9 protein-coding genes are annotated in these 13,807 nt (G+C 37.6%); all 9 read right to left on the reverse strand.

The features are described 5' to 3' along the window. Window positions 1-58 precede the first annotated feature (58 nt). Entirely contained in the window at window positions 59-1,624 is a 1,566-nt protein-coding gene (gene trpC / locus EO111_RS03095; RefSeq protein WP_127010697.1) for an indole-3-glycerol phosphate synthase TrpC, read from the reverse strand. Between the two features lie 25 nt (window positions 1,625-1,649). Then, window positions 1,650-2,666: an anthranilate phosphoribosyltransferase gene (gene trpD, locus EO111_RS03100; protein WP_127010699.1), complete on the reverse strand. Its 1,017-nt coding sequence runs from the start codon at window positions 2,664-2,666 to the stop codon at window positions 1,650-1,652. A gap of 14 nt (window positions 2,667-2,680) precedes the next feature. Continuing rightward, window positions 2,681-3,259 carry an aminodeoxychorismate/anthranilate synthase component II gene (locus tag EO111_RS03105; protein WP_062402605.1) on the reverse strand — a complete coding sequence of 193 codons (579 nt, stop codon included), beginning with the start codon at window positions 3,257-3,259 and terminating at the stop codon, window positions 2,681-2,683. A gap of 1 nt (window position 3,260) precedes the next feature. Further along, on the reverse strand, window positions 3,261-4,724 hold the full coding sequence (trpE, locus tag EO111_RS03110; RefSeq protein ID WP_127010701.1) for an anthranilate synthase component I: 1,464 nt from the start codon (window positions 4,722-4,724) through the stop codon (window positions 3,261-3,263). Window positions 4,725-5,116: 392 nt separating this feature from the next. Further along, window positions 5,117-5,875 carry a type I 3-dehydroquinate dehydratase gene (gene aroD / locus EO111_RS03115; protein ID WP_126940353.1) on the reverse strand — a complete coding sequence of 253 codons (759 nt, stop codon included), beginning with the start codon at window positions 5,873-5,875 and terminating at the stop codon, window positions 5,117-5,119. Window positions 5,876-6,099: 224 nt separating this feature from the next. Next, window positions 6,100-6,519, reverse strand: coding sequence for a YbaN family protein (locus EO111_RS03120; protein WP_126940354.1), 420 nt, complete (start codon window positions 6,517-6,519; stop codon window positions 6,100-6,102). Window positions 6,520-6,572: 53 nt separating this feature from the next. Then, a complete protein-coding gene (locus tag EO111_RS03125) occupies window positions 6,573-7,781 on the reverse strand; it encodes an ATP-binding protein (RefSeq protein ID WP_126940355.1) in 1,209 nt (402 codons plus the stop codon). Window positions 7,782-8,239: 458 nt separating this feature from the next. Further along, the gene (locus EO111_RS03130) at window positions 8,240-13,150 is read right to left on the reverse strand and encodes a TonB-dependent receptor domain-containing protein (protein WP_371413118.1); all 4,911 of its coding nucleotides are present in this window, start codon (window positions 13,148-13,150) and stop codon (window positions 8,240-8,242) included. Further along, window positions 13,116-13,496 (reverse strand): TonB-dependent receptor plug domain-containing protein, encoded by a 381-nt coding sequence (locus EO111_RS08455; protein WP_371413119.1) that lies wholly within the window; start codon window positions 13,494-13,496, stop codon window positions 13,116-13,118. The genes EO111_RS03130 and EO111_RS08455 overlap by 35 nt, the downstream gene beginning before the upstream one ends. Window positions 13,497-13,807: the final 311 nt, after the last annotated feature.

Here is a 13,807-nt window from a genome sequence, read left to right on the forward strand (position 1 = left end):
TCTATCTCCTTATCTGTTTGTTACTATCTTAACGATCTGTTCCATAGTTTTCATTTTCTTAGCATATATTTGTTACCGTCTTAATAATCTGTGCCATAGATTTTATTTTCCTCACATCTTTTTGTCCATTTGTTTCTAAGCTACTACTCATATCAAGTCCATAGGGCTGCAGTCGACGAATAGCACGAGCTACATTGTGTAGTCCTATACCGCCTGCTAGGTAGTATGGAACTTGCACCTCATCAAGTAATGACCAATCGATAGTCTTACCGGTGCCTCCACGTTCTTCCTTTGAATAGGCATCTACCACCAGTCCATCGATGGGAGCTTGTTTCCATGGCAAGATATCTTCTTTACCTTGCACTTGTATAGCTTTCCAAATCTCAATGGATTCTAATTGTTCTTCCTGTAATTGGCTCCGTAATGTTTCAATATATGTTACAGTTTCATCTCCATGTAATTGCACTACTGAAAGTGGTACTGCCTTTGCAATCTCTACAATAGTAGGTATCGTTTCATTCACAAATACGCCTACCCGTGAGCAGCATTTGTTACCGCTTGTAGTGTGTACGCTATCTTGCAAGCTTCTCGTAATGGATTTGGCTTGTTCTACCGTCACTTGTCGTTTGCTGGGTGCAAAGATGAACCCCACATAGTCTGGTTGTGTCTCCATTAATACAGGAACTGTATCTTCTTGGGTTATGCCACAAAATTTGACCTTTACCTCATAGCTAGATTGAGTAGCTTCATCTACTGTTGGTGCACTTGGTACCTCTATGCAAGATGTATCTTCTGTTCTGAACCTGCCTCGTTCTGTATTATTATGTATAAAACATTTCGGTCTGATAGATCCATACAATTCAGCTAATTTAGCAACTTTATCCTTAGATCGCATAAAGCTTTCACCCATGAGTGCAGCGTGAATCTTGTTGTCTCGTAACCGTTGGATATCTGCGGCTGTATCTAGGCCACTTTCAGAAACGAAAATCACTGAATCATCCACTAGCTTTCGTAGGCGAATGCTATTGTTCACGTCCACCGTAAAATCTTTTAAATTTCGGTTATTGACCCCAATGATGCGGGCCCCTATATTCACTGCTCGCAATACTTCCGTTTCATCGTGAGCTTCTACCAAACAAGATAGACCCAAACTATCTGCCAACTTATGAAAGCATGCCATTGTTTCATCATTCAAGATAGCGGCTATGAGTAATATAGCTGAGGCACCCCACAATTTTACTTCATAGATTTGATATTCATCGATAATAAAGTCCTTCCGTAATACAGGAATCTGTACCACTTCAGCAATTTCTTGTAAATATTGCGGGCTACCTAAAAAGAAATCTGGTTCTGTCAACACGGAAATAGCAGCCGCCCCTGCCATTTCGTACTCCTTGGCTATCTCTAAATAGGGAAAATCTTCTGCAATTATCCCTTTTGATGGAGACGCTTTTTTCACTTCACATATAAAATTAAAATCTAATTCTTGTAATGCCTGTTCAAAAGGAAAGTCCTTCGTAATAGGCATTCTTTCTACTTGCTGTTGCAACTCTGACAAGGGTAAATTAGCTTTTGCGTCACAGACCCGTTTTTCAGTAGCTGCTACAATCTTATCTAATATCATAACTATTTCTATTTCTATCCTACTATTAAGCATTTTGTGATGCTTTTACAAATTTTGAAAGTGCCTTTGCTCCAGCACCCGAATACAATAACTCTTGCACCGTTTTAAAAGCATTCTCTAAGGTTACTTCTCCCTCTTTGGCTAAATAGTATGCCATACCCGCATTAAGTATCACTGCAGTAGCACGACCACTTCTATCTTTTCCTTCTAGTAATGTACGTGTAATCTCAGCATTCACCTGTGCATCACCGCCCACAAGTTCATCTGCTGTAGCATAAGTGAATCCATAATCCTTTGGATCTAGTTCATAGGTCTTGAACTCGCCATGGTCAATTTCACATACTGTCGTAGTCCCTGTGGCAGTAATTTCATCAAGTCCGTCACTACCATACACCACGGCACCACGATGCACACCTAAGTTAGACAAGACCTGTGCCAATGGTTCCACTAAGGACCGATCGTACACACCCATAAGCTCTACCGTAGCACCTGCAGGGTTTGCCAAAGGCCCTAAAATATTAAATACTGTTCTAACACCCATAGCTTTTCGTACAGGTCCAGCATATTTCATAGCTTCATGGTACACAGGGGCAAACATAAAGCAAATATTCGCTTCCTCTAAGACCTTTTTATTTTGCTCTCCATTGAGTTCCAATTTCACTCCCAATGCTTCTAGCACATCAGCGGCACCACATTTACTAGATACACTACGATTCCCATGTTTGGCGATAGGGATACCCGCTGCAGCTAATAGGATAGCAGATGTGGTAGAAATGTTGAAAGTACTACTGCCATCGCCACCGGTACCTACGATTTCTACCACTGTATTGTCATGTGGTACGGACCCTGCTTTTTCTCGCATCACTTCAGCAAAGGCTGTAATCTCTGTCACGCTAGGTCCTTTCGCTTGTAAGCCCCCTAAAAAGGCTGCCATAGGCACTTCCTGTACGTCTCCACTCATAATCGCATTCATCGTTGCTTTTGCCACTTCATACGGCATATCTTGACCCTCTGTGACGAGGCGTATTGCTTGTTGAATCATACTCTATCTCTCCCTTATATAATCTTATGATATTCCAAGAAATTCTTAACCATTTGTGTTCCTTGCGGTGTCAAAATAGACTCTGGATGGAATTGCACTCCGTAAATCGGATGTGTTCTATGTTCCATGGCCATGATTTCTCCATCTTCCGTACGAGCCGTTACTACTAGTTCATCTCCTAGGGTATCTTCCAAAACTGCTAAGGAATGATACCGCGCTACGGGGAACTCTTGAGGAATATCTTTCCATAATATGGATGGATAACATTGGGTAGCTACGCTTTGTTTGCCATGCATGACTTCTTTCGCATATCCCACAGTGGCGCCGAACACTTCGCCCATGGCTTGATGGCCCAAGCAAATGCCCAAGATAGGAAACTCACCTTGGCATATTTCCAGCAATTCTTCATACACACCTGCATCTTTTGGTCTGCCCGTGCCTGGTGAAAGGATGACGCACTCAGGTGAAAGCTCTTGAATTTCTTTCACTGTCATTTCATCACTGCGGATTACCTTAATATCTTTTACTAGCGAGCCAATTAATTGATAAATGTTAAAAGAGAAACTATCGTAATGATCGATAAGTAATACCATGTTACACCTCCTGTGCCAATGTGATAGCCGTTACCATAGATTGTGCTTTGTGGATAGTTTCATTATACTCATTCACAGGCACACTATCTCGCACAATGCCACCGCCGGAACGAACGAATACCCGACCATCTTTTGCCATGGCCATGCGGATACCAATACACACATCCATATTTCCGGAGAAATCTAAGTATCCTACAGCACCACCGTAGACACCACGAGGACTTTTCTCTAATTCTTGTAAAATCTGAATGGCACGAATTTTAGGAGCCCCCGATAAAGTGCCTGCCGGTAAAGTAGCACCGATAGCATCTAAGGCATCAAACTCTTCTCTTAATGTTCCTTTCACAGTACTCGTTAAATGAATCACGTGAGAGAACCGTTGTAATTGATGTAACGCTTCTACTTGGACGGACCCGAACTCACAGACTTTACCAATGTCGTTACGTCCTAAATCGACGAGCATATTATGTTCTGCTAATTCTTTTTCATCTTTGCTTAACTTAGCCTCTTGCGCTCTATCTTCCTCTTCATTCTTGCCCCGTGGCAGTGTACCCGCAATTGGGAATGTATAGACGCTTCTATCTTGCAATTTCACCAATGTTTCCGGTGAAGCTCCCGTTAATTCTACAGACTTACCACTCATATAGAACATATACGGAGATGGATTCATCGTTCTTAGTACACGATAAGCATTGAGTAAACTTCCTTTGAATTTTGCTTCTCTACGATTGGATACGACGGCTTGAAAGATATCTCCTTCCGTGATGTAATGTTGTGTTTTTCGTACTACTTCTTGGTATTCTTCGGAAGTAAACTCCGAGGTGAATTCACTTTCTAATACACCTCGCTCGATTTGAGCCTCTTCGCCTTCTTTCACTAGGTCTGCTAAGGCTTGCAATTCCAATTGGGTACGCTCGTAATTACGTTCAATATCGTCTGTACGTACATGACCGATGATATAGATTTTATTTTTATAATGGTCGAACGCAATGACTTTATCAAAGAGCATAAGGTCCACATCGTTAACCATGCTCGTGTCTGTATCACTGATGTGTTGATCCAAGGTAGGTTCTAGGTATCGAATGTATTCATAGGCAAAGTATCCTACAAATCCACCTGTGAAAGTTGGCAATTCTTCTACCCTAGGGCTTTTATATTGACCCAATATATTTCGAATCTCTTCCGCAGGGTTATGACATGTGAAAGTACGTGTCATATCGCCCTTGATCGTCATAGTATGGTTTTTACATGTGACTTCTAACAATGGATTATATCCTAAGAAGGAATATCGCCCCCAGTGATGGGTGTTATCTGCACTTTCCAATAAGAATGTATGAGCGCTCACCTTTTTTAAAGCTTTCAGTACAGAAATAGGTGTGCGTATATCCGATAATAATTCCACGTAAACCGGTACGATATCAAATCCCTGTCCTAATTGTTTTACCGTTTCTATTGATGGTTTCATAAGTCCTCCTGCAATAAAAAAACTCGCCCTAGACGTAACTGTCAAGGACGAGTTCATATGCCAAATAACTGCACTACTGCGCAGAAAGATTCATATAAATCGCGGTACCACCTTGTTTGAATGCATGCATTCCCCTTTGCAGGATACTATCATATCCCTCACGATTAACGCTCATGACACGTTATGCTATACTAAGACACATTGTCCGTTCCCCATACCCTCGGTGGTCCATTTAATAGACTGCGTTCTGCGGGGCTCTCAGCTACCCCCACTCTCTGGAAGTGCACGTTCTATTTTTATCTCCACCTCATCGGTTTGTTAGGCGAGTATTAAATTATGTAACTATACTAGCACAATAAAAAACATTTGTCTACTATAAATTGACAATATACTCAGTACAATAATTGTTGTAATAGATTAACGTCTACCTGACCCGGTGCCGATGCTTGTCCAAGTGTGCCAAAGGTCAAGCAATTACCAAACACATTGCCACAGGTCCGTGTCATCTGTCCTAACTTTCCCATAGACATAGTAATACGTGGCAACTGTGGATACCGTTCCGTTAATTCTTTTGTAAATTGTAATACTGAAAGTACATCATCACTCGTTGTTGGCATCAATGCAAACTTAATTGCTGAGGCTCCTGCAGATATCATACGTTCTGCATAGCCATGCAGTGTTTCTAGTTTTTGTGTACTTTGAAAGTTATGATAACTCATCACCGTTTGTATGTTTTGATGATGAGCTTGTTTGATAATTTGACCGATCGTATCTGTATAAGTAAATAATTCCACATCCACCGCATCAACTAGATTTTGATCCACAATTGCTTGTAATAAGTTACAGTAATTTTCGTTACTCAAGAGCGTTTCTCCACCCTCAGCTAAGGTGCGCCATGTAAACAATATCGACATTTTTTCATATCTGGAGTGCACTTCTTCTACCAAGTTTACTATTGTTGGTATGTACTCTTCTTCATGTAGATGAGAACCCTTCATCCACATATCTGGGCGCAGCTCAATAAGGTCCACTTTTGCTTGCACTGCCTCTTGTACCTGTGAAAGTATATCTTCTACCGTCGGTCCTACAATAGGAACGCAAATGGCACAGGTATTAATTTGTATTGGACTACTTGTTAGTTTTTTAGTCATCTATACCTCCTCATGATATATGCATTTAGACATATTACATATCCAAATAAAGTTTTTAAGATACTACTATTATACTCAGTCTTGTCTATTACTAAAGTAAATATAATCGATAACACTATACCATATGGAACCTTATAATAAAAGCCAAATTATGAAGTCTTTCACTCCATAATCTGGCTCTTTTATATTTCAATTGATTAATACTATGTATATCAATCAGATTTCTATTTAGCTTCTGCTGGTGCTGTTTTCACAATAAATGCAAGGGCAATGACATGACCTATCCATACTGCACCCATAACATATAAGGCTACTGGCATATTGCGCATACCGTAAGCACCAATACCTAATAAAATAGACACAGACACTAAAATATTAATCTTAGTACGCAATGGCATGCCACTTTTATTTTTAAATGGTTCTACATAGTTTGCATACAGTTTAGAGTTTACAAACTTCTCATGGAATCGTTTAGAACCTCTAGCAAAACAAAATACAGCAAACAAATAAAACGGTACCGTCGGCAATAAAGGCAATACGATTCCCAAGGACCCTAAGGCAAAGCTTATAGCACCCAGTACAATCCAAATATAACGAATCACACCCGTTGATTCTTGCACTTCTTTTTTTATTTCTTCTTTCACTTGTCACCCCTATATAACATATATTTTAGTACGTTTACTCAATACTAAAAAAACTATTCCAACAGCCATTCCAGCGCATTTTTTTGTTGTATTCCCTCATAGGATGCATTGCTATTAATCTCATCCAAGGTAAGCAAAAATTTAGGATGATAATCTTTCACCTCAAATAAGGGAGCTAGTTCTCTATCTAAAGTAGTAGGATCTAACACACTTTGACTCACTTGATAATACTCAAATACTCCATGTTTCTGAGCTACAAAATCGATTTCACCATTTTTTAGGATACCTACATGGACCGTATAGCCTCGGCGTAATAATTCTAAATACACCACATTCTCAAGTATATGGCCTGTATCTCGTCCCGTGTTAGGCACGAAAAACGCTCGTAATCCCGGATCCACTAAATAAAATTTAGAGTATAGTCTAAGTAGTTCTTTCCCCCGCACATCAAATCTAGTAGCTTCATAAATTAATAATGCATCTCGCAGGGCTGCCATATACCTTTCTACAGTACGGCTATCTACCTTTCTACCCATACTAGTAAGAGAATCAGCTATCTTTTTAGGCGTTAATAAGCTTCCCACATTGGCAGCAATATACCGAATAATACTTTCTAATATTAAAATATCGCTCCCCTTTAAACGCGTCATAACATCTTTCAGCACTACAGAATTAACTATACCTTCTAAATAGGTACGTAGCATTTCATCATGTCCAGAATATTCTAATGTCCCTGGGAAACCACTTACCTCTACAAAGAGGCGATACAAACCATTCAAAGATAGATTGGTTGTATCTTTATGTGCTTCAAAAAACTCTTTAAATGATAAAGGTAACATATCCAACTGAACATACCGACCCGCTAATAAGGTAGCCATTTCTGAAGACATAAAGTACGCATTAGATCCTGTAATATAGATATCTACATTATCTTTAATATAGAAACTATCTACCACACGTTCGAACCCTTGCACATGTTGGACCTCATCCAAAAATATATACATTTGTTGATTAGGAATTATTTTGGACTTTATGTATTCATACAACTGTATATAATCCGTTAAGTCCCTGTATTCCAAATCTTCAAAGTTAATGGCGATGATTTGATTTTCTTTTACCCCTTCTTGTAGTAACTCTTGTTGAAAGAGATAAAATAGAGTTGATTTACCACATCTGCGCACGCCAGACACAATTTTTATAACGCGTTTTTCTCTGTGATTTCTCAGAAACTGTATGTACTTTTCCCTATTAATTAGCTTCATGTCTACTCCTCTATCATTTGTGATACCCTTCAATACAATGAAAGCGTTATCCATACTCTCAGCATGTTGCAAAAATACATTGCAATGCAATCTTTATTATAATTTTAACTAAGATTGCATTTGATTGCAATCTTCATTTTAAATAAATTACTTTTTGCATTCCGATGTAATTTTCATTCTATGATAGAAAATCTTTGCATCTCAATACAATCTTTAATCGCAATGTAGTTATTATATCACAATATAATTTGGGATACACAGAGAATGACCCATACCATTAGATAGATCGCAATCCTTTGTTCCCATACTAGTGCACATAGCATGGTAATAGAGGATAGCTAACTTGCATCGTTAACTATCCTCTATAGTATATCATTATGTACGGAATGCCAGCCTATCTTCCTATGTAGTTATACACAGACATAGTGCAATATCTATAAGATTTCTATTCCTTTATCTTAGAACTTGTACGTACCTTGGATACGAGTGTAGTTACCTAATTTAAAGTTTTCTCCACCGTATAATGTATCACGTTGTCCAATACCTTTTGCATCGAATGTGTAGAATGCTTCTACTAAGAAATCTTTCGCTGGTACATAGCCACCACCTAATGTGAAGCTACGAATACCATCTAAGTAACGATCTGGTACAGCACCTGTGCCATTACCACCTAAGAAAGCACCATGTCCGAAGTATTTGTAATCAATAAATGCATTCCAGCTGCCAGGACGGTAGTAATCAGATTGGCCTACATCGAAACGAAGTGCCCAGAAGTGTGGAGTACCACCTGTTCTATGACCTTTTAATTCAAATTGAGGATTACCTGCTGGATTATCATATACTTTACCTGCTGTAGATTGATAGATACTTCCACCATTCATATAGCGACCGAAGTCAGTTCTATTTTGACCATAGTCGAAAGATACAGCTGTATTATCACCAACTTGGTATTTTAAGCCTAAACCAAATACATTCGCTAAACGACCAAAGCTGCGAGACTCATTTCCGTTATCGCTTGTATAATGTACAGTATGATTTTCATGGCCTGTAGAGCGTAAGTACCAAGCTGTGACACCTAATTTATTATTTACTTGTTGACGATATTGGATAAAACCAGCACGTTTAACCGCAGGAATTACATCACGTTGGATGACAACACCCTCTGTTGGAATCACTTTACCTGTCGCATTACCTAAGGCTTCACGAGGAAGTTTACTATAGTGGTCAGCTTCTGTTAAAGTTTTTCTCATATTATCAAAAAATGATACTACCATTCTTGAATATGTATTAGAAGTTCCTGTTAACAAACCTCGTTGACCAGAATGAGCTTTATAAATGTTTTCATAAATAAAACGCTCTTTTAAGTTACTAATCGCTTGATCATCAAGTACTATAGATTTATTTGTAGCTGATTTATAAATAGTAGCTATTTTATCTTTATTAGTATCAAACCATTTTGTCAGATATGTAATACCACCATTGTCTAATAACCCTGGAGTATTTAATGGTATATCAAATAATGCTTTATCTTTATCACTTAAGTACCCAGTTGGATCCACAGAAACTTTTTCATCTATATTGCCATTTTCTAATACTGGTAATTTGACTTCAGGAATCTCAATTCTAAGTTTATTTTTTTCTGATAAAGCACCACTATATCCTTGATTAGCTAAATCAGTCATTCGTTTTAAAACTTCAAATTGTTTATCTATAAATGGCTTACGTATTTCATTTCTTTTCGCTTCTTTACTATCTTCTTTACTATTCTCTAAATCATTACGTTTACTTATAAATCTATTTTCTTCATCAATCACAGATTTATATTTTACTTTTAAATCTGACTGCTCTTTAACTAATTCCGTTCTTTTTTCAAGCAATGCATTGTATTCATCTTCAGGTAGTGGTTTTCCTCCCCACTCAGGATCTCCTTCTGGGTCTCCCACTTCAATGTCATCGTTAAGCTTATTAATCTTAGTCTCTAAATCAACTTTTTTATCGTTATATTCCTTGTAAGCATTAGATTCTTTAAATGTATTTAATTCATTAGTTATCTCATCAATTTTAGAGTTTATTTCTTCTCCCGCATTATTAATAACATCTGTAGCTGCTTCTACTGCTTTTTTCTCGGCTTCTTTTATAACCTCTAACTGTTTATGGAATCCAATGGTATCTCCAGCATTTTCAATATTAAGTTCTTCATTACCGCCACCTGAGCTAGTTTTAACTCCCATAAATTCATCAACAGTTGGAGCTCGTTTAAACGAGTTATAAATCGCATGTGTATAGGCAGAATCTGTTACACCTGTGCTATGTGAGAAATCACCGTAGCCCACACGAACTTGTTTTGTATCATTTGTCCAAACACCGCGAACACCATCATATTCTTTACCAAACCAATATCCTGTGACCCCCATTGGTTCCGTCATACGGCCAGCTGTTAAGTCCCATTTATTGGTATGTTTAGTGACTGTCGCTTCATCAATACGTTGATGATTGAATCCTTTTGTCACTTTTAATTGGTGATCAGTATCTACACCACGTTGACCACTGGCACTAGCTATCACGCGTACATCTACATCTTTGCCAATACGTGCATCAATACCGGCTCTTACTCGAGATGTGATGCCATGGTTATTTTCATCACGAAGGTTATCTGCTGCATCATCCTCAATATAGCTTGTAGCTGTTACACGACTAGTTGGGCGGTCAAAGCCTAAATGGCTATCCCAACGATTTCTAAAATCACCAACAACCTCAACGCCGGCTTTTTTATCTACATTAAAGTCACGATGAATGAAAGTATTCAAATGGTCTACCACTTGTGTTTTCACTTCCACTTTCGCCATATTTGGTTGACTCTTATCTGTAGTCGCATCCGCACCAAATTTTAAATTAATACCCATACGGAATTGTCGAGTAGACAAAGCACGATCATCATCTCGATGGTTGAATAAGTTGTTAATACCAAAGTATACACGGGAATCTTTATTGATTTTCTTTTGAACGATCATATTCCAAATGCCATATGTTTTACGTTCATACATATCGCTAGTACGACGGTCAGATCCAGAGTAGGAAATTTCAGATTTACCTTCTATTTTCTTAGCTTTTCTTGTAACAGGATCAAGTACAATAGCTTTTGTAATTGGATCTCTTTCATAGGCTGTACCAGACGTCATATATCCGCCACCGCCAGATACGGAGTTACTATCTAACATATTAATGTAATAGTCACTCCAAAGGCTACCAGACCAACCAGTTTTTTCATCTTCGTAATCCACGCCGATACCAATTTTGTGAGTCGGTTTATCTAACAATTGACGTGGCATATCTGGATTACTCTTATTCACAGCATGCAAGAATGTATATCCAAAACGAGCTTTCCATTTATTGGAAAGTTTTTGTTTCAATTCCCATTCAAGACCAGTAATTTCAGCTTTACCAATGTTTTTAAAGCTGTAAACCATATCTGGTGCATATAAGAATTTATAGATACCACGTTCAGTATTTTCGTTCAAATCTGTGTGGAAATCTAACACATGGCCTGTATTATAAGCAGTAATATAGTTTTTAATATTATTTCTAAATACAGTCAATTTACTGTAAGTATTTTTATTTTCCCCTTCAATAGAGACATCAAAATTTAAAGATTTCTCTGGTTTTAAGTTAGGATTTCCTTGCCAGTACCAACCTAATCGTGCTTGACCCCCATTTAAACTAAACGCTGTTATATGGGATGGGAACATTTCCCAGTTATAAAATAACTCACCCATCCCTGGTTCTACATAGCTACTACCTACATTTGCTTTGAAACGACGATGTGTATTTCCATTCAAGTTATGAGTTAAACCCATATTGAAAGATACGTTAGAACCAAATAAGCTACTATGATCTAAACGTGCAATTGGAGTTAACATCGTATTTTTATTTAACTGCCATGTATCTTGCACAAATAGGTATTGTTTATTAATAGTACCAGTACCAACCGTTTGTTTATTAATACGCTTGTTCTCTTCTTCTTTGAAAGTTGCACCATTTAATTTGATGATAGCACTGAGTTTAGGATGTACTGTTTTATCATAATAATACAATGGTAATTTTTCTACATCAGAGCTATAAATTCTATCTCTCCAACTAGTTGCTGTCGCATTATTTTCATCAATGGCTGCTTTATTTTCCGCCATTAATGTGGCAGCAAACTCCATATATTTGGCATAAGCTTCAGGATATTTTTTCTTTAATGTATTATCTGTTGTTCCAAAAATCCAAGCTTGAGAGTTTGCCGGATCTCCTTCCGTCAACTTCTCTTTATAATTCAAGAAATCTTCATAGGTAAACTCAGGTACTTTACTGTTTGGATTGGATTTATCTGTGTTGTACCACTCTTTTTCCTTATTTCGTTCGATAATGCCATCTTTGCCTTTACTGAAAGAATAGTCATAAATATTAGATTTTGGATTACCATTACGATCTACAGATAAGCTCTTATCATAATCCCATGGATCTATATCACGCACATAGGTATGCGGTGCATTTTTCAAACGGCTACCTGTACCTGTTTCACGAGACATACCAACACCATAGGATACTAGGTGATTATCGTTAGCTTGGATATCTCCAGAAACTCCAAAATTCCATTGTCTGTGGTCAATATTATCTGTGTATTCTAAAGTGTTTTTACCTTCATAGGTACTTTTTCCATAGTCACTGCTCAACGTTAAATCGTTTTCATTGGTACGAGTATAGTTAACTTCCGCTTTCCAATTGGAAACATCGTCTCTACCTTCATAGGTCAAATTCATTGTATTACGATTTAGGTCACGTTTATAGTGCATTTGTGGCACCATGAAAGAATCACTATTTTTCACATAGCGCTCTAAATCTTCACGATAACGATCTAGCTTCATACTGATCGTTTGATTATCTTTCACATCTATAATACTAGCTACACCTACATTGGCATTTGTACCATAATACCGTAAAGAATTTTTTAGGAATCCATGATCAACAGTATCATCAGCTCCTAGTGCAGATTGTCTAGGACTTTCACTAGCATAGATTGGCATAATATCTCGTTTGCTACCGAAGATATTCACTTTAACCTTACCGATTTTACCAGAGTCAGCTCGCACAAATACATTATTAAAAGGTAGAATATCGCTATTCCCTTTTTCACGAATACCCTCAAAGTTAAATTGTAAACCTGCTTTATTGCGTGGTTTATTCGTGATAACGTTAATAACACCACCCATAGCATCAGAGCCATATTTTGCACTAGCAGCACCTTGTACGATTTCAATATGGTCTAGATTTTCTGTTCCTAAACGTTGCAATTCATCGCCTGCACCCTTGGTATTTCGCCAAATCACCCATCACAGGCTGACCATCTACCAAAATTAATGTATGACGAGGTTCTGCACCACGAATAGATACACCAACTCGACCCATAGCATCTACAGTACGACTCACACCAGTTTCACTAAATACGATATCCTCAGCTGATTTCGCTTGTTTAGCTTCAATATCTTTTTTAGTAATGACTTGCATCTGCTGTGAATTATATTTTGCTTCCTCTTGAGCACGATTCGCTGTAACATACACAGTCCCTTCTGCATGTGCTACAGTCGGAACTAGAAAACTTGCGCCCCCAATCCATGTAGCAATGGCACAGGAAAGCATAAAATATTTATTTCTTGCTTCGCTTTTCCTTGTCATTGGTATCCTCCTATTAGAACAAAACTCTCTTAGAAATGAGAAAATAAGTCAAATTACTATAATTGTACCTTGTATTGATAATCTTTTTCTACTCTAAAAAGTTCATAACTAATCCATTACGACATTTTAAGAATTATTTTTATTAAATTTTTGATTTATATACTTTAATATATGAATCCTTACTAAATACTAATAATTGTTCATGTTAACAATTAAAAAATATTGTTATTATTTTAACTTTGTCTATTGAATAGGTAAGATAGACTAGCTTCATAACATATAGAAAAGCTATAACTAATTGAGTATATACC

The sequence above is a fragment of the Veillonella sp. CHU594 genome, assembly GCF_003992265.1.
Classification (GTDB): Bacteria; Bacillota; Negativicutes; order Veillonellales; family Veillonellaceae; genus F0422.

Bases quoted from the DNA above. Each gene is read 5' to 3' on its own strand.
- aroD (WP_126940353.1), bottom strand. From the start codon at position 5,875: ATGACTAAAAAACTAACAAGTAGTCCAATACAAATTAATACCTGTGCC.
- trpC (WP_127010697.1), bottom strand. From the start codon at position 1,624: ATGATATTAGATAAGATTGTAGCAGCTACTGAAAAACGGGTCTGTGAC.
- EO111_RS03125 (WP_126940355.1), bottom strand. From the start codon at position 7,781: ATGAAGCTAATTAATAGGGAAAAGTACATACAGTTTCTGAGAAATCAC.
- trpE (WP_127010701.1), bottom strand. From the start codon at position 4,724: ATGAAACCATCAATAGAAACGGTAAAACAATTAGGACAGGGATTTGAT.
- EO111_RS08455 (WP_371413119.1), bottom strand. From the start codon at position 13,496: ATGACAAGGAAAAGCGAAGCAAGAAATAAATATTTTATGCTTTCCTGT.
- trpD (WP_127010699.1), bottom strand. From the start codon at position 2,666: ATGATTCAACAAGCAATACGCCTCGTCACAGAGGGTCAAGATATGCCG.
- EO111_RS03105 (WP_062402605.1), bottom strand. From the start codon at position 3,259: ATGGTATTACTTATCGATCATTACGATAGTTTCTCTTTTAACATTTAT.